At 68.7% G+C, this 17094-nt stretch carries 13 protein-coding genes and 1 pseudogene; 9 read left to right on the top strand and 5 right to left on the bottom strand.

The window, feature by feature from the left end:
* Positions 1–6 precede the first annotated feature (6 nt).
* Positions 7–864 (bottom strand): annotated as a pseudogene (locus ACQ260_RS12435) (ABC transporter permease); the annotation flags it as partial.
* Positions 861–2105 carry a quaternary amine ABC transporter ATP-binding protein gene (locus ACQ260_RS12430; protein WP_432559772.1) on the bottom strand — a complete coding sequence of 415 codons (1245 nt, stop codon included), beginning with the start codon at positions 2103–2105 and terminating at the stop codon, positions 861–863. The pseudogene ACQ260_RS12435 and the gene ACQ260_RS12430, both read right to left, overlap by 4 nt.
* A 407-nt stretch (positions 2106–2512) precedes the next feature.
* Between ACQ260_RS12430 and groES the strand changes: the two genes are divergently transcribed.
* The 7 genes from groES to ACQ260_RS12395 all read left to right on the top strand — a co-directional run bounded on the left by groES (position 2513) and on the right by ACQ260_RS12395 (position 10142).
* The gene (gene groES / locus ACQ260_RS12425) at positions 2513–2809 is read left to right on the top strand and encodes a co-chaperone GroES (RefSeq protein WP_432559771.1); all 297 of its coding nucleotides are present in this window, start codon (positions 2513–2515) and stop codon (positions 2807–2809) included.
* A 25-nt stretch (positions 2810–2834) separates the two neighbouring features.
* Positions 2835–4442 carry a chaperonin GroEL gene (gene groL, locus ACQ260_RS12420; protein WP_432559770.1) on the top strand — a complete coding sequence of 536 codons (1608 nt, stop codon included), beginning with the start codon at positions 2835–2837 and terminating at the stop codon, positions 4440–4442.
* Positions 4443–4626: 184 nt separating this feature from the next.
* On the top strand, positions 4627–6204 hold the full coding sequence (mptB, locus tag ACQ260_RS12415) for a polyprenol phosphomannose-dependent alpha 1,6 mannosyltransferase MptB (RefSeq protein ID WP_432559769.1): 1578 nt from the start codon (positions 4627–4629) through the stop codon (positions 6202–6204).
* Positions 6201–7088, top strand: coding sequence for a TIGR01777 family oxidoreductase (locus tag ACQ260_RS12410; protein WP_432559768.1), 888 nt, complete (start codon positions 6201–6203; stop codon positions 7086–7088). The genes mptB and ACQ260_RS12410 overlap by 4 nt, the downstream gene beginning before the upstream one ends.
* Positions 7089–7169: 81 nt before the next feature.
* Positions 7170–8708: an IMP dehydrogenase gene (gene guaB / locus ACQ260_RS12405; protein ID WP_432559767.1), complete on the top strand. Its 1539-nt coding sequence runs from the start codon at positions 7170–7172 to the stop codon at positions 8706–8708.
* A 28-nt stretch (positions 8709–8736) separates the two neighbouring features.
* Complete coding sequence (locus tag ACQ260_RS12400) at positions 8737–9840, top strand: GuaB3 family IMP dehydrogenase-related protein (RefSeq protein WP_432559766.1); 1104 nt, start codon at positions 8737–8739, stop codon at positions 9838–9840.
* Positions 9837–10142, top strand: a complete 306-nt coding sequence (locus ACQ260_RS12395; RefSeq protein ID WP_432559765.1) for a chorismate mutase — start codon at positions 9837–9839, stop codon at positions 10140–10142. The genes ACQ260_RS12400 and ACQ260_RS12395 overlap by 4 nt, the downstream gene beginning before the upstream one ends.
* A 12-nt stretch (positions 10143–10154) precedes the next feature.
* On the opposite strand, the gene ACQ260_RS12390 is transcribed toward ACQ260_RS12395, so the two are convergent.
* The 3 genes from ACQ260_RS12390 to cysK form a co-directional block, all read right to left on the bottom strand.
* Entirely contained in the window at positions 10155–10955 is an 801-nt protein-coding gene (locus tag ACQ260_RS12390) for an Fpg/Nei family DNA glycosylase (RefSeq protein WP_432559764.1), read from the bottom strand.
* Entirely contained in the window at positions 10948–11835 is an 888-nt protein-coding gene (locus ACQ260_RS12385; protein WP_432559763.1) for a Rossmann-like and DUF2520 domain-containing protein, read from the bottom strand. The genes ACQ260_RS12390 and ACQ260_RS12385 overlap by 8 nt, the downstream gene beginning before the upstream one ends.
* Before the next feature lie 100 nt (positions 11836–11935).
* Complete coding sequence (gene cysK / locus ACQ260_RS12380) at positions 11936–12865, bottom strand: cysteine synthase A (RefSeq protein WP_432559762.1); 930 nt, start codon at positions 12863–12865, stop codon at positions 11936–11938.
* A 154-nt stretch (positions 12866–13019) separates the two neighbouring features.
* Between cysK and ACQ260_RS12375 the strand changes: the two genes are divergently transcribed.
* Together ACQ260_RS12375 and guaA are read left to right on the top strand one after the other, a co-directional pair.
* On the top strand, positions 13020–15209 hold the full coding sequence (locus ACQ260_RS12375) for a hypothetical protein (protein ID WP_432559761.1): 2190 nt from the start codon (positions 13020–13022) through the stop codon (positions 15207–15209).
* A 55-nt stretch (positions 15210–15264) separates the two neighbouring features.
* Positions 15265–16872: a glutamine-hydrolyzing GMP synthase gene (gene guaA / locus ACQ260_RS12370; RefSeq protein ID WP_432559760.1), complete on the top strand. Its 1608-nt coding sequence runs from the start codon at positions 15265–15267 to the stop codon at positions 16870–16872.
* Positions 16873–17094 lie beyond the last annotated feature (222 nt).

The raw sequence follows: 17094 nt of genomic DNA, 5'->3' as shown, positions 1-17094 counted from the left end.
GCGCCGACGCGTGGCTCGCCGGCGCCGGCGCCGTTCACCGAAGGTGGCGCTCACCCGGTCGAGGAAGATCGCAATGATCACGACGGCGGTGCCGGCCTCGATGCCGAGCGGCACGTTGAGCGAGCTGAGCGAGCCGACGACGTCGCCGCCAAGGCCGCCTGCCCCGGCCATGCCCGCGAGCACGACCATGGAGAGCGCCAGCATGATCACCTGGTTGACGCCGGCCATGATCGTCGGCAGCGCGACCGGCAACTGGATCTGGCGGAGGATGCGGCCGGGGGTGTCCCCGAAGGCATGCCCCGCCTCGACCAGTTCCTTGTCGACCTGGCGGATGGCCAACTCGGTGAGCCGGACGCCCGGCGGCATCGCGAAGATCAGGGTTGCGATCGCGCCCGGGGTCGGGCCGATGCCGAAGATGGTGATCGCCGGGATCAGATAGACCATGGCGGGCATCGTCTGCATAAGGTCGAGCACCGGCTTGACGATCTTGGACACCGTGTTCGACCGGGCCGCCCAGATGCCCAGCGGGATTGCGAGCAGCAGAGCGCACAGGACCGCGAGGACCACCAGCGAGATGGTCTGCATCGAGTGGAGCCACAGATCGAAGCTGCGGATCACATAGAAGCCGATGGCCGTGAACAGGGCGAGCCGCCAGGACGAGGCTTTCCAGGCGATCGCGGCGAAGACGAGGATGATCACCCAATAGGGCGGGGCCGACAGGATGTCGGTGAAGAGCTGATAGACCGCGTGCAGACCCGCCTGCACGGCGTCGAACAGCCATCCGAGCTGCACCTGCAGCCAGTCGATCCCGTCCGCGACCCAGCGGCCGAACCGGATCCGTGGGTTGAGCGGGTCGAAGTTCATCGTGCACCTCCGGCGCCAAGAAGCTGGGTGTCGGTCGAGGGGCGCGACGTCGCGGCCGGATCGCGGAGGCCCTCGTCGGACATCGCTGCGAGGAGCCGGTCCTGGGTGAGCAACCCGACCAGGGCGCCCCCGCGGTCGACGACGACGACCGGCCCGCGGCGGTGCGCGGCGAGACCGAACAGGTCGCCGATCGGCGTGATGCGCGGCACGGTCGGTTCGGTCAGGATCAGGTCGCGTGCAGTGCGCGCGGGCTCGGCCTCGGCGTCCTGCAACAGAACGACCCCCAGCGGCCGTCGGTCGCCCAGGACTGTCGCAACGGTGTGGCCGCTCTCCGTCATCAGGCGGGCGAGCTCGGCGCCGGTCGTGTCAGTGGCGGTCACCTGCGGTGCCGTCGTGTCGGCGACCATGCCGGCGGTGAGCACCCGGCTGCGGTCCACGTCGCCGACGAATCGGGCCACGTAGTCGTCCGCGGGTTCGGTGATGAGCTGGGGCGCGGTGCCGATCTGGACGATCCGGCCGCTGCGCATGACCGCCACCCGGTCGCCGAGCTTCATCGCCTCGTTGAGGTCGTGGGTGATGAACACCACGGTCTTGCCGAGCTCTGCCTGCAACTCCACCAACTGGGTCTGAAGATCCGAACGGATCAGCGGGTCCAGGGCGGAGAACGCCTCGTCCATCAACAAGATGTCGGTGCCGGCGGCGAGTGCCCGCGCCAGCCCCACACGCTGGCGCATGCCGCCGGAGAGCTCATCGGGATATTTGTCGCCCACGTCGCCGAGCCCCACCCGCTCCATCCAGTGGCGTGACTGCTCGTGCTGTTCATCTTTCGGGGCGTTCTTCACCTCCAGGCCGTACGCCACGTTGGCTGCCACCGTCCGGTGGGGAAGGAGCGCGAAGTGCTGGAAGACCATCGAGATCTGGTCGCGACGAATGCGCCGCACGTCCTGGGGCGAGGCGTCCGTCAGGTTCGTGCCGTTGATCTCGACCGTGCCTGCGGTGGGTTTGTTCAGCCCGTTGAGCATCCGGATGAGAGTCGACTTGCCGGAACCCGAGAGTCCCATGACGACGAAGGACTCGCCCTTGCGCACCTCGAAGTCCGCGTCGATCACGGCAGCGGTCCCGCGGACCCGGTCGAAATCGACCGTTTCCCCGCGTGCGAGCTGGGCACCGATCCGGGCCTCGTCCGGGGAGAAAACCTTGTGCAGGTGGCTCGCGCGCACTGCGACGCGCTGGTCTGTCATCAGTTGGTCCTCCACTGGGTGCCGGCTCGTTCAAACGGCCCCCAGGCGCCCTCGGCGGCGGGAGTGCGCAGGAGTCCCGTTTCGTCGACCATAACGGCGGACCGGCCGGCCACTCGGTGGCGATGAGTCGATTCCGCCGGGAATGGGCGCGATCACTGCTTCGGATCCCTCCCGTGGCTAGGGGTTTTGCGGAAGGCGTGAAAGTTGCTGTTTCGTTACTGCCGAGACTGGGAAAGGCCTTCCGAAACAGGTGCTTGGCACTCCGCTTGATCGAGTGCTAACGGCGCGATAGTGTCGAGTCTGGCACTCGCCCCCGGTGGGTGCCAACGCTTGGGACGGCACCCGCGACGACGCCCCGGGCTCGGAAACGAACTTTGAAACCTTTGAAACTATGAAAGGTGTTTGACGTGGCAGTCACGATCAAGCCGCTCGAGGACCGCGTCCTCGTCCAGCCGCTCGAAGCCGAGCAGACCACCGCCTCCGGCCTGGTCATCCCGGACACCGCCAAGGAGAAGCCGCAGGAGGGTCAGGTTGTCGCCACCGGTCCCGGCCGCGTGGATGACAACGGCAACCGCGTGCCCATGGACGTCGCCGAGGGCGATGTCGTGATCTTCTCGAAGTATGGCGGCACCGAGGTGAAGTACGACGGCAAGGAGCTCCTGCTCCTCAACGCCCGCGACATCCTCGCGGTCGTCTCCAAGTGACGACCCCCAAGGAGAGCTGACACCTATGCCCAAGATCCTTCAGTTCGACGAGGAGGCCCGCCGCTCGCTGGAGCGCGGTGTCGACATCCTCGCCAACACCGTGAAGGTCACCCTCGGCCCGAAGGGCCGCTACGTCGTGCTGGACAAGAAGTGGGGTGCGCCCACCATCACCAACGATGGTGTGACGGTCGCCCGCGACGTGGAGTTGGATGACCCCTATGAGAACCTCGGCGCCCAGCTCGCCAAGGAAGTCGCCACCAAGACCAACGATGTCGCCGGTGACGGCACCACCACCGCCACCGTGCTGGCCCAGGCGCTCGTCCACGAGGGCCTGCGCGCGGTCGCGTCCGGGTCCAACCCGATCGCCCTGAAGAAGGGCATCGAGGCGGCCGTCCAGGCCGTGGAGACCGAGCTCGCCCGGACCGCGCGCGAGGTGCAGACCACCTCCGACATGGCCCAGGTGGCCACGATCTCCTCGCGCGACGAGGAGATCGGCGCCCTCATCGCCGACGCGTTCGACAAGGTTGGCAAGGACGGCGTCATCACCGTCGACGAGTCCCAGACCTTCGGCACCGAGCTCGAGTTCACCGAGGGCATGCAGTTCGACAAGGGTTATCTGTCGCCCTACATGGTGACCGATCCCGAGCGCATGGAAGCGGTGCTCGAGAATCCCTACATCCTGCTGCACGCCGGCAAGATCTCCTCGATGAACGACCTGCTCCCCCTGCTCGAGAAGGTCATCGGTGCCTCCGGCACCCTGTTCATCGTCGCCGAGGACGTCGAGGGTGAGGCGCTGTCCACTCTGGTCGTCAACAAGATCCGCGGCACCTTCACCTCCGTGGCTGTCAAGGCCCCGGCGTTCGGTGACCGTCGCAAGGCGATGCTCGAGGACATGGCCATCCTCACCGGCGGCCAGGTCGTCGCCCCCGAGGTCGGCCTCAAGCTCGACCAGGTCGGGCTCGAAGTGCTCGGTCGCGCACAGCGCGTCGTCGTCACCAAGGACAACACCACGATCGTCGACGGTGCGGGCGACAGCTCCGAGGTCGAGGGCCGGGTCGCTCAGCTCCGCCAGGAGATCGAGCGGACCGACTCCGACTGGGACCGCGAGAAGCTCCAGGAGCGGGTTGCCAAGCTCGCCGGCGGAGTCTGCGTGATCCGCGTGGGCGCGGCCACCGAGGTCGAGCTCAAGGAGAAGAAGCACCGCATCGAGGATGCAGTCTCGGCCACCCGCGCTGCGATCGAGGAGGGCATCGTCGCCGGTGGCGGCTCCGCTCTCATCCACGCCGCACGGGTCCTGAAGGACGGACTCGGGCTTTCGGGTGACGAGCGCGTCGGTGTTCGCATCGTCGAGAAGTCCGTCGTGGAGCCCCTGCGCTGGATCGCCGAGAATGGCGGCGAGCAGGGCTACGTCGTCGTGGCCAAGGTCGCCGAGCTCGAGCCGGGCCAGGGCTACAACGGCGCGACGGGTGAATACGGCGATCTCTTCGCCGCCGGTGTCCTCGACCCCGTCAAGGTCACCCGGTCCGCGCTCGCCAACGCGGCGTCGATCGCCGCGCTGCTCCTGACGACCGAGACCTTGGTCGTCGAGAAGCCGGAGGAGGAAGAGGACGCGCACGCGGGCCACGCCCACTGACGCTGAATCTGCTTCGAAAAACCGAGGCCTCCGCCCTTTTCGGGCGGGGGCCTCGGCCGTTTTCTCTGCCCACCACGAGGGTTCGGGGTTGCATTACGGCTACGGTTCGCGTCGGTGAACCGCTGGGTCAGGCCGTTGTCGGTCGGGGTGGATAGCATCGGGGCCGATGGTGAGGGAGGACAACGTGGCGCGATCCGGATCGGGGGCCGTCGGGACGACGCTGCGCACACCCGGGGTCCTCCTCGGGATGCTGGCCATGTTGTTGATCGCGGTCGCCGTGATGACTCCGGGTTTCGTGCCCAATCACCATTTGGACCGGGTCGGCGCGCTGCGTGCCCTGCGCTGGGTGCTGCAGTTCCAGGTGGGCCGCGTCCTGATGGTCGTCGGTCTGGCACTGCTCTTCTGGGCCTGGCTCAAGCTCCGCCCCGCCCTGCACCTGCGGCTCAACCACGGGTTGATCCTCGCGCTGTGGTCGTTGCCGATCCTGCTGGCACCACCCGTGTTCTCCTCGGATGCATTTCTCTATGCCGACCAGGGCTGGATCATCAGCCAGGGATTCGACCCATATCAGGTTGGGTTGACCGAGGCCGGCGGGCCGTTCGCCGACAATGTGCACTGGGTGTGGTCGAACACCACGGCCGTCTATCCGCCGGCCGCGCTGCTGGTGCAATATCTGGTCGTCGAATTGACGGGATACCACAGCTGGTGGTCGGTCATCGCGATGCGGATTCCGGCCGTCCTGGCGGTTGTCGTGATCGTCGCGTTCGTGCCCCGTCTCGCCCGGTTGCTGAGAGTCGATCCCGAGCTCGCCAAGTGGTTCGCGGTCCTCAATCCGCTCTTGATCCTCCACTTCGTGGGCGGGGTGCACAACGACGCGTGGATGGTCGCCCTGGTGCTGGTCGCGGTCTTCCTGGCCTTGCGTTTCGGGGTGTCCGGCATGCTCGTCGGTGCGGCCCTCGTCGGTGTCGGCGCCGCCTTCAAACAGCCCGGCATCGCAGCCGCCATTGCGGTCGGTCTGCTGCCGGTGGCCGGGCGGCTCAAGCACCTTTCGCTGGGGCGCCGGGTGGGCGCCATGGCGGTGCATGCGGTGGCCGCTCTCGCGATCGCGGTCGGCGTTTTCGTGGGAGTGTCGTTCGCGATCGGCTACGAATTCCTCGGTTGGGCCAAGGCGACCAGCATTCACGAGAGCACGTGGGGGATGTCACCGGCGTCGATGGTGGAACAGTTCATCGGCCCGGTGATCAATGCGATCGGGATCCGGCACGGCCTGCTGCCGTTTCTCTCCCGGGTCGCGACCATCACCAGCGTGCTTGCGGGCGCCGTGATCGCATGGCGCTATTTCTTCGCCGATCGAGTCGGTCGGCGGCAAATCCGGCCGCGGTCGGTGCACGTCGTTCCCGGGGGAGAAGTGCCGGACGACGATCGGGGCTGGCGGGACTATCCGCTGCGCTGGTTGGCTTGGTCGTTCACCGCGTTGGCGTTCGGTGGGGCGGGATATCATGTGTGGTATCTGCTGTGGGGAGGCATTTATCTCGGTCTGCTGCGCTATGGCAATCGCATGTTTCGAGGATTCGTGGCCGTGATGATCGCCTTCGTCGTGGTCGAAGGCGGCCTGGAATATTTCTCGCTTCGTCCCATCCCCGGTTATCTCTTGGGCATCGCCTTGGCGTGGATATTCTGGGTCAACTCATCCCGGCTTCAGATCGTCCGTGAGCCGGCACCCGACGATGCAGCGGAAGCGAAGGCGGCACAGGCAGCATGACCATGCGCATTGCGATCAGTGGCTCGTCCGGGTTCCTCGGTGCGGCTCTCGTGGAGCGACTCGAGGGCGAGCACGAGATCATCAGGTTGGTGCGACGCCCGGCGCGATCTCCTCTGGAGCGCCGCTGGGACCCGGAAGCCGGGTTCATCGAATCGCTGGGTCTCACTGACATTGATGCGGTTGTCAACCTGTCGGGCGCGGGCATCGCGGACCGTCGGTGGTCGGAGGCACGGCGCCGCGAACTGCTCGCGTCTCGCGTCCGTGCCACCCGCACGCTTGCGCGCCTCATCGCCGCCGAGGACCGGCCCGCGCTGTTCTTGTCAGGCTCGGCCGTCGGTTTCTATGGCTCGACGGGCGACCATGTCATCGACGAGACCGCTCCAGCGGGCACCGGTTTCCTCGCGGATCTGTGTCGCCAGTGGGAGGCCGCGACGGCGGACGCGGGCGTGCGCACGGTGCACCTGCGCACCGGCCTCCCCCTCGATCGGGCAGGTGGCTTTCTGGGCAAGCAGTTGCCGCTGTTCCGGCTCGGCCTCGGCGGCCCCATGGGCGATGGACAGCACTGGTTGCCTTGGATCGCGCTGGAGGACTGGGTCAATGCCGTCGCGCATGTGCTGACCGAGGACATCAGCGGACCGGTGAACCTGTCAGCGCCCAGTCCCGTGACCAACGCAGAGTTCACCGCGGAGTTGGGCCGCCAGCTGGGCCGGCCGACGAAACTGCCGGTGCCGCTGCCTGCGTTGCGGGCGATCTTCGGTGGTCAACTCGTCGAGGAGGCGTTGCTCGCGAGCAACCGCATGGTGCCGGGAAAGCTCCTCGAGTCAGGTTTCGAGTTCTCGCACTGGACACTGCCCTCGGCGCTCTCCGCAGCACTCGAACGCTGACGCCGCCGCGGTCCGGTTCTGGTCACTGCGGCGCCGCGGTTCGCGTGCCCGAGTAGCATGACGGTCTGTCCCGGGAAGTCCATGCGCGAAAGGCTCTCTGTGTCGAACGAAATCTCACCTGCGGGCGTGCCGTGGAAATTCGAGCAGATCGGGCTCACGTTCGATGACGTGCTGTTGCAGCCCAACGAATCGGACGTCATCCCGTCGTCCGCGGACACCACCTCTCGGGTCTCACGGCGCATCTCGGTCCGAGTCCCGCTGCTGTCGTCCGCGATGGACACCGTGACCGAGGCCCGCATGGCGATTGCCATGGCGCGCGAGGGCGGCATGGGCATCCTGCACCGCAACATGCCGATCGAGGAACAGGCCACGCAGGTCGACCAGGTCAAGCGGTCCGAGGCGGGCATGATCGACGATCCGATCACCGTCGGGCCCCAGGCCACGATCGGCGAGGTGGACGAGATGTGTGGACACTTCCGCATCTCCGGTGTGCCGGTGGTCGACGAGAACCAGATGCTGCTCGGCATCGTGACCAACCGGGACATGCGCTTCGAGACCGACCCCGGCCGGCTGGTCCAGGACGTCATGACACCGATGCCGCTGGTGACCGGCCGCGTGGGAATCCCGCCCGAGGAGGCCCTCGCGCTGCTCGCGAAGAACAAGATCGAGAAACTCCCGCTGGTCGACTCCGACGGCAGGCTCACCGGTCTGATCACGCTCAAGGACTTCGTGAAGTCCGACAAATACCCCATGGCCAGCAAGGACGACCAGGGCCGCCTCCGCGTGGGCGCGGCGATCGGCTTCTTCGGCGACTCCTGGGAGCGCGCGATGGCGCTCGTCGAGCAGGACGTCGACTGCCTGGTGGTCGACACCGCGCACGGCCACTCCCACGGGGTGATGGACATGATCCGCCGGCTCAAGGCGGAACCGCTCGCCGCCGGCGTGGACATCATCGGCGGCAACGTCGCGACCTTCGCCGGCGCCAAGGCGCTGTGCGAGGCCGGGGCCGACGGTGTCAAGGTCGGCGTCGGTCCGGGCTCGATCTGCACGACGCGGGTGGTCGCCGGCGTTGGCGTGCCGCAGGTGACCGCCATCCACGACGCCGCGCGGGCCGCCCGCGAATTCGGGGTGCCGGTCATCGGTGACGGCGGTTTGCAGTATTCCGGGGACATCGCCAAGGCCCTCGTTGCCGGCGCGGACACCGTCATGCTCGGGTCGTTGCTCGCGGGCTGCGAGGAATCGCCCGGTGAACTCACGTTCATCAACGGCAAGCAGTTCAAGACCTATCGCGGCATGGGCTCGCTGGGTGCCATGGCGGCCCGCGGCCGCAAGGCCTCCTATTCCAAGGACCGCTATTTCCAGGGCGACGTCACCTCCGACGACAAGCTCGTGCCCGAAGGCATCGAGGGTCAGGTGCCCTATCGCGGCCCACTCGCCGCGGTGGCCTATCAGTTGGTGGGCGGCCTGCGGCAGTCGATGTTCTATACCGGAGCCGCGACGATCCCCGAGCTGCACGAGAAGGGCCGGTTCGTCCGCATCACCTCGGCCGGTCTGCGAGAATCCCACCCGCACGACATCCAGATGACCGTCGAGGCGCCGAACTATTCGGCCAAGGACTGAGCGAGAGATCCGAGCGAGAGAGCTGAGCATGCAGGACATCGGCCGCAGCAAGCGGGCCAAACAGGCGTTCAACTTCGACGACATCACGATCGTTCCGTCCCGACGCACCCGGGGCCAGGAAGAGGTGTCGCTGGCCTGGAAGATCGACGCCGTCGAGTTCGACTTCCCCATGCTGGCGGCACCCATGGACTCGATCATGTCGCCCGAGACCGCGATCACCGTCGGTCGGTGCGGTGGCCTCGGCGTGCTCAATCTCGAGGGTCTGTGGACCCGCTATGAGGATCCCGGCCCCCTGCTGACCGAGATCGCGGCCATCGAGGACAACATCGAGGCGACCCGGCGCATGCAGCAGCTCTATGCGGAGCCCATCCAGTCCGAGCTGATCACCGCCCGGATGCGGCAGATTCGTGAGGCCGGCGTGCCCGTCGCGGGTTCGTTGTCCCCGCAGAACACCGCCGAGTTCGCCCAGACGGTCGAGGCAGCCGGGGTGGACTTCTTCGTGATCCGGGGGACGACCGTGTCGGCGGAGCATGTCTCCAGCGTGGTCGAACCGCTCAGCCTCAAGGAGTTCATCCATTCCCTCGAGGTGCCGGTCATCGTGGGCGGCTGCGCCACCTATCAGGCCGCGCTGCACCTGATGCGCACGGGTGCCGCCGGGGTGCTCGTCGGTTTCGGTGGCGGAGCGACCCACGCGACGCAGGAGGTCCTCGGCATCTCGGTCCCCATGGCCACGGCGGTGTCGGACGTCGCCGAGGCGCGGCGCGACTACCTGGACGAATCCGGTGGCCGCTATGTGCACGTGATCGCCGACGGGGCCGTGGGACGCTCGGGTGATATCGCCAAGGCCATCGCCTGCGGGGCGGACGCGGTCATGGTCGGTGCGCCCCTGGCCCGCGCGACGGACGCGCCGGGCCGGGGCTGGCACTGGGGCGCGGAGGCCTGGCACCCCTCGCTGCCGCGGGGCGAGCGGACGAAGTTCCGCGCGCTGGGCACGCTCGAGGAAATCCTCCTCGGCCCCTCCCACGTCGCCGACGGCACGATGAACCTCGTCGGCGCGTTGCGGCGGACGCTGGCGACCACCGGATATACGGAGGTCAAGGAGTTCCAGCGGGTCGAGGTCGTGCTGTCGTGACCGCGGGCGAGGTCCGGGCGGAGCTCGAGCGCCTGCGGGGCAGCATCGACAACATGGACTCGGCGCTGGTCCACCTTCTCGCCGAGCGGTTCAAGGTGACCCAGCGGGTCGGGGAGCTCAAGGCGACCCACGGGCTGCCGCCCGCGGATCCCGACCGTGAACAGCGCCAGATCGAGCGGCTCCGGGCGCTGGCGGCCGATGCCAGGCTCGATCCGGAGTTCGCCGAGAAGTTCCTCACCTTCATCGTCGAGGAAGTCGTCCGGCACCACGAGCGGATCGCCGCGGAGCGCCGGGACGGCTGAGCGACGTCGGTCTCAGTTCCGCGGCTGGCAGTGCGGGCACCAATAGCTCAGCCGCTCCTTGCCCAGCGGCCCGAACTCCTCGACCTGGACCAGGGTCCCGCAGCGGCGACAGGGCTTGCCGGGCCGCTCGAACACCCACGCCCGCTGCCCGCGCCGGTCGACCCCGGTGGTGACCTGCGTCGGCCGGTCGACATTGGCCCGCAGCAGCTGCCGCACCCTGCGCACCAACCGGGTCAGCTCGCGCACCTCGCCGACCGGGGTGCGCGGATGAACCCCCTGCAGGAAGCAGATCTCCGCCCGATAGAACGTGCCGATGCCGGCCAGGTTGCGCTGGTCGAGCAACGCCTCGCCGATCGTACGCCGCGGGTCCGCGCCCAGCCGCTTCAGCGCCTCGGTCTCGTCCCAGCCCCCGGGGGAGCCCTCGGGGCCGAGCAGGTCCGGCCCGAGATGTCCGACGACGGACTCCTCGTCGGCCGTGCTCAGCAATTCCACCACCGGCAGCCGCAGTCCGACCGCGAGTGACGCAGCGGTTCCCAGCACGACCCGGATCTGATGCGCGGGACCCGGCGGGCGCTCACTGACGCGCACCACCCGCCACGTCCCGTCCATGCGCAGGTGCGTGTGCAGGGTCAGTCCCGAATCCAGTCGCGTGAGCTGGTGTTTGCCGCGCGCGACGACTTCCCGCACGGTCATCCCGATGAGGTCGGCCGTGGCATGCTGCGGCACTCGCAGTTCCGCACGGGTCAGTTCCTGCCCGGCCAGCGTGCGGTGCAACAGCGCGCAGGACCGGAAGACGGTGTCGCCCTCAGGCATGGTCGGCGGCCAGCACAGCGAGCAGGAGAGCGGCCCGTTCCGCCCCGAGTCGCCCGGAGGACGCCGCGCGCTCGGCGCTGGCGCGCGCGGCAGCGGCATAGGTGGGCAGCACATCAGCGGTGTCGGCGCGGGACCCGACGGCCACCACATGGGCGGCGATCGTCCCGGCATCCCCGCGGGCGATGGGACCGGTCAGGGCGTCGTCGCCCCGGACGAGTGCATTGTCGAGCGCGGCGCGGAGCAGCGGGCCGAGCACCTCTCCGGGCTCTTCGACGCCCATTGAGGTGAGGAGTTGGCGGGCCTGTGCGACCAGGGTGACCAGATGGTTCGCGCCGTGGGCGAGTGCTGCGTGATAGAGCGCCCGGTCCGTCTCCGCGATCACCACGGGTCGGGCCCCCAACCGCCGCACGAAAGCCCGCGCCGCCGGCAGCACGGCGTCGGACGCTGTCACACCGAAGCAGCAGTCGCTCAGCCGAGCGAGGTCCGCGTCGGTGCCGGTGAACGTCATCGCGGGATGCAGCGCCAGCGGCACGGCGCCCCTTCGAGCTGCAGGGTCCAGCACGTCGACACCGAAGCGCCCGGACACGTGGGCAACCCACTGTCCCGAGCGCCAGGACCGGATACCGGATACCAAATCGGCCAGCGCATCATCGGGGACGCAGAGCACGACGAACTCGCTGCGTGCCACGAGTTCCTCGACGTCCATCACCGGCACCCCGGGCAGCAGCGCCGCGGTCCGCTCACGGCTGGCCGCCGAGCGGGCCGTCACGCCCACCACCTCGAGCCCGGCGGCGCGCAGGGCCGCGCCCAGCACCGCCCCGACCCGGCCCGCCCCGAGGATCCCGACCGTGCGGGGTGGAGGTGTGCTCTTCTGACTCATGAACCGCAGCGTACGGGCGTACCCCCCCCGGAACGCCCCCGCGCACAGCAACAGGGCGCCACCCCGATGGAGTGACGCCCTGCCGAGGTATGACGAAGAATCAGCCGTTGAGCCCCTCGAAGAGGATGGTGGAGAGATAGCGCTCGCCGAACGACGGGATGATCACGACGATGGTCTTGCCGGCGTTCTCGGGACGCTGGGCGACCTCCACCGCGGAGGCGATCGCGGCACCGGAGGACAGGCCCACGAGCAGGCCTTCCTCGGTCGCGGCGCGACGGGCCCACTCGACGGCAGTGGGGGCGTCCTGCGGGACGATCTCGTCGATGATCTCGCGGTTCAGGATCTCCGGGACGAAGTTCGCGCCGATGCCCTGGATCTTGTGCGGGCCGGGCTGGCCACCGGACAGGATCGGCGACTCCTTGGGCTCGACGGCGACCATCTGCACCTCGGGCTTCCGGGACTTGAGCACCTCGCCGACACCGGTGATGGTGCCGCCGGTGCCGATGCCGGCCACGACGATGTCGACCTTGCCGTCGGTGTCGTTCCAGATCTCCTCCGCGGTGGTCCGGCGGTGGATCTCGGCGTTGGCCTGGTTGGCGAACTGGCGGACGAGCACGGCGCCTTCGGAGGCACCGATCTCCTCGGCCTTGTTCACCGCACCCTTCATGCCTTCCGAACCGGGGGTCTGCACGAGCTCGGCGCCATACGCACGCAGGAGGGCCTTGCGCTCGGCCGACATGGTCTCCGGCATGGTCAGGACCACGCGATAACCGCGAGCAGCGCCGACCATGGCGAGGGCGATGCCGGTGTTGCCGGAGGTTGCCTCCACGATGGTGCCGCCGGGCTTCAGCTGGCCGGACTGCTCGGCCGCGTCGATCATCGCGACGCCGATGCGGTCCTTCACGCTGTTGGCGGGGTTGTAGAACTCGAGCTTCGCGAGCACGGTAGCCGACGCGTCCCCGACCAGACGGTTGAGGCGCACGAGCGGGGTCCGGCCGATCAGCTGGGTCACGTCGTCATAGATAGTCATGGCCATAGGAAACACCTATGGCCCTATTGGAGCCAAACCTGTCCGTGATGTGGACGCCCATTCCGGGTGCTGCACAAACGCATGGACCGGAGGTCACCGCGCGTTCATCTCGTCGTCCGGTTTCTCTTGGGCGGACTTGGTTGACTGGGGCCTCGTGGAGAGTACGCGGAGACCCAGCCCCGCAGCGACCCGTCCCCGTGTCAGGGGCGCGGTCGCGGGGCTCATCGTCCTCACCCTGCTCCTGCTGGCGGCCTGCACGCCGTCGGCGCCGGAACCGCCGCCCCCGCCTCCGCCGGACGGGTTCGTGGCCGTCGATGCCTGGCAGGAGCGCCAGCGCGGCTATCTCCGCCATGCCACAGAGACCCTCGACCGGCGCAATCCCGAGAGCATCCTGGCGGCGCTGGGGCGGGCCGACCGGGACCCCGGGTTCCGCATCGACGCCGCCGAGTTCACCCCCGCCGATCTGCAGCAAAAGTTCGACCGCATCGATCGGCACGTCGACACCTCCGACTTCGACCTGATGCGGCTCTGGTTGCTGTGGCGGAGCCACGGCGACGCGCTCGCGCCTGCGACCAGACAGGCTCTCGAGCAGCGGCTGCTGGGTTTTCGCTACTGGTACACCGATCCCCTCCCGCCTGCCGCCAATCCCCGCGGCGACGACCGCAGCGAGGTCGACCACAAGTGGTTCTGGTCGGAGAACCACCGACTGATCGTGCACACACTGGAATACCTGGCGGGCGGTGCCCTGCCCGACGAGACCTTCGCGATCAGCGGCGAATCCGGGCGTACCCATGCCGACCGCGGCCGCGCACGCCTCACCGCCTGGCTCGACGAGAAGGCCCGCTGGGGGTTTTCCGAGTGGCACTCGGACGTCTACTACCCGGAGGACGTCCAGGCGCTCCTGTTGCTGTCCGAGCACGCCGAGGAGCCGCTGGCGGCCCGTGCGCGGGCGCTGCTCGACGTCCTGTTCCTCGACTTCGCGATGGCCCAGGTCGAGGGCAACTTCGGCACGACGCACGGCCGGTCCTACATGAAGGACAAGTCGCGCGCCGCCGACCAGAACACGCGCGACATCATCCATTTCCTCTATGACACGAACCCCGATGGCTACGCGCCGTGGGTCGACTTCGGTGCGCTGCTGCTGGCCACGGCCAGCAAATACCGCCTCCCGGCCGTCTTCCAGCACATCGCGCTCGAGCCGGCGACCAGCGTGACGAAACAGCGGATGGGTGTCGCGCTCGACCCGACCGAACCGGTCACCGCCAACCCGATGCCGCCGCCCGGGACGTCGTTCACCGACCCGGAGGCCCTCGCGTTCTGGTGGGACCGCGGGGCGATGACGGCGTGGCAGGTCGTGCCGTTGTCGATGCAGGCGATCCGCGAGCACGAGCTCTGGCGCGGTGACCTGTTCGCTCCGGTCGCACCCCTGCTGCGCCAGCCGGGCACCTCCACGGCCGAGGGCGCGCAGCACGTCTCCTATGCCCTCGGCTGCCAGATCAACGCCGGGCTGCTCAGCGAGGCGCACACGGTGACCTGGCGCTCGCACGGAGTGTCGTTGTCGAGCGTGCAGGACTATCGCGCCGGCTGCCTCGGACGGCAATACCACGCCTGGCAGGCCACGCTCGGTGCTGACGCGGTCGTGTTCACCACGCACCCGGGGAACGCGGACCGCGGGCGCTGGGCCGATGACGACCTCTATTGGAACGGTTCCGCGACCATGCCGCGCACCGGGCAGGTCGGTGCCGTCGCGATCAACATCTATGCGCCCCGGTTCCCGGCGGCCGGCAACACGGACCCGGACGCGAACTACCAGCCGTTCACGCACGCGTTCTTCCCGCAGCAGCACTTTGACGAGGTGCGCAGTGTCGGCGCCTGGACCGTCGCGCGCAAGGGTGAGGGCTATGTGGCCCTCTGGTCCCATCGCCCGACGCGCTGGGCTGTGTCGCGCCCCAATCCGGCCGGGCTGACCGCGCCCTACGATCTCGTCGCCGAGGGCGGCGCCGGCAACGTGTGGATCGCGGAGGTCGGCACCGAGGATCATTGGGGTGATTTCGACAGCTTCGTCACCGCCGTCACCGACAGCGAGGTGGGCGCCATCGACCTGGGCACGATCGCAGGCATTCCCCGCGGCTATGTCGTTCGCTATCACTCACCGACCGAGGGAGTGCTCACCTATGCCACCGACGGGCCGTTGACCCAGGACGCGGACGAGGTCGACCAACGGTTCGCCGAACGCATCGCGAGCCCCTGGGTCACCGCCTCGACGGACGAGGCCTGGACGATCCGACACGGTGACGCGGCCTTCGTGGTCGAGTTGAGCACCGGGCGTCGTGCCGCCGGGTGAGTCCACGATTCCGCAGCCCACGGTGAGGATCGGCGGGCGCTCTAGACTGCCCGTCATGTCCGACCTCGCTGCAGAAGTGGTGGCCGATCACGACCGGGTGATCGTCATCGACTTCGGAGCCCAGTACGCCCAGTTGATCGCCCGCCGCGTCCGCGAGGCGCGGGTCTATTCGGAGATCATGCCGTCGACCGCCTCGGTGGCAGACATCCTGGCCCGCAAGCCCGCGGCCGTGATCCTGTCCGGTGGGCCCTCCTCGGTCTATTCCGCCGGGGCACCGCAAGTGGACCCGGCGCTGTTCTCCGCCGGCGTCCCCGTGTTCGGGATCTGCTATGGCTTCCAGGCGATGGCTGCCGCCCTCGGCGGCGAGGTGGCGAAGACAGGGTTGTCGGAGTTCGGGCGGACGCCGGCGGTCGTCGCCGAACGCGGAACCCTGCTGGCCGGCGTGCCCGAGGAACTCGCGGCAGCGGAAGTGGACGCAACCGCCACGCTGAACATCTGGATGAGCCACGGCGATGCCGTCGCGGCCGCGCCCGAGGGGTTCACCGTGCTCGCCCGCACGGGCGGGGCGCCTGTCGCGGCCTTCGAGGACGTCGAGCGCCGTCTGGCGGGCGTGCAGTGGCATCCCGAGGTCGGCCACTCCGAGCACGGCCAAGCGGTCCTGGAGGCCTTCCTGTTCGACATTGCAGGACTCCGTCCCGACTGGACCGCGGCGAACATCGTCGAGGACTCGATCGCGGCGATCCGGGAGCAGGTCGGCGACAAGCACGTGCTGTGCGGCCTGTCCGGTGGCGTTGATTCCGCGGTCGCCGCGGCCCTGGTGCACCGGGCGGTCGGGGACCAGCTGACGTGTGTTTTCGTCGACCACGGGCTGCTGCGCAAGGGCGAGGCCGAGCAGGTGGAGCAGGATTTCGTGGCGGCGACCGGCGTGCGCTTGATCGTGGCGTCCGTGGCGGATCAGTTCCTCGGCCATCTCGCCGGCGTGACCGACCCCGAGACGAAACGGAAGATCATCGGCCGCGAGTTCATCCGCACGTTCGAGGCCGCTGCGCGCGACGTGGCGGCTCACGAAGGGGTCGACTTCCTCGTGCAGGGCACGCTCTATCCGGATGTCGTGGAGTCCGGCGGGGGAGAGGGCACCGCCAACATCAAGTCCCACCACAACGTGGGTGGCCTCCCGGACGACCTGCAGTTCACGCTGATCGAGCCCTTGCGGACGCTGTTCAAGGATGAGGTACGCGCGGTCGGCGAAGAGCTGGGTCTGCCGGCGGCCATGGTCTGGCGCCAGCCGTTCCCGGGCCCCGGTCTCGCGATCCGCATCATCGGCGAGGTGACCCGCGAGCGGTTGGACCTGCTGCGCGATGCCGACGCCATCGCGCGGGAGGAACTCACCCGAGCCGGTCTCGATCGCGACGTCTGGCAGTTCCCGGTCGTGTTGCTGGCCGATGTGCGGTCGGTGGGCGTGCAGGGTGATGGGCGTACCTATGGCCACCCCGTCGTCCTGCGTCCGGTCTCGAGCGAGGACGCGATGACGGCCGACTGGAGCCGCCTGCCCTACGAACTGCTGGAACGGATCTCCACCCGCATCACGAACGAGGTCCGGGACATCAACCGCGTCGTCCTCGACGTGACCTCGAAGCCGCCGGGCACGATCGAGTGGGAGTGAGTGGAGAGGTCCGTTGGTGCCGCGTTGGGCCCGGGGGAGCCGGGTTGGGCCCGCCGGAGCCGCGATAGGCCCGCCGGAGCCGCGATAGGCCCGCCGGAGCCGCAGTAGGCCCGCGGGAGCCGCAATGGGCACGCCCTGCAACGCGTGCTCGATGCAGCCCCCGCGGGCCTAATGGCACTGCCGCGGGCCTAATGGCACTGCCGCGGGCCTAATGGCACTGCC

The organism is Ammonicoccus luteus (assembly GCF_050880385.1).
Classification (GTDB): domain Bacteria; phylum Actinomycetota; class Actinomycetes; order Propionibacteriales; family Propionibacteriaceae; genus Enemella.
This window is presented reverse-complemented; position numbering and strand designations above follow the sequence as displayed.

Excerpts from the sequence above, each read along its gene's own strand:
- ACQ260_RS12410 (WP_432559768.1), top strand. The coding sequence starts at position 6,201 with ATGACCATGCGCATTGCGATCAGTGGCTCGTCCGGGTTCCTCGGTGCG.
- ACQ260_RS12430 (WP_432559772.1), bottom strand. The coding sequence starts at position 2,105 with ATGACAGACCAGCGCGTCGCAGTGCGCGCGAGCCACCTGCACAAGGTT.
- guaA (WP_432559760.1), top strand. The coding sequence starts at position 15,265 with ATGTCCGACCTCGCTGCAGAAGTGGTGGCCGATCACGACCGGGTGATC.
- groL (WP_432559770.1), top strand. The coding sequence starts at position 2,835 with ATGCCCAAGATCCTTCAGTTCGACGAGGAGGCCCGCCGCTCGCTGGAG.
- ACQ260_RS12400 (WP_432559766.1), top strand. The coding sequence starts at position 8,737 with ATGCAGGACATCGGCCGCAGCAAGCGGGCCAAACAGGCGTTCAACTTC.
- guaB (WP_432559767.1), top strand. The coding sequence starts at position 7,170 with ATGCGCGAAAGGCTCTCTGTGTCGAACGAAATCTCACCTGCGGGCGTG.
- ACQ260_RS12390 (WP_432559764.1), bottom strand. The coding sequence starts at position 10,955 with ATGCCTGAGGGCGACACCGTCTTCCGGTCCTGCGCGCTGTTGCACCGC.
- ACQ260_RS12385 (WP_432559763.1), bottom strand. The coding sequence starts at position 11,835 with ATGAGTCAGAAGAGCACACCTCCACCCCGCACGGTCGGGATCCTCGGG.
- cysK (WP_432559762.1), bottom strand. The coding sequence starts at position 12,865 with ATGACTATCTATGACGACGTGACCCAGCTGATCGGCCGGACCCCGCTC.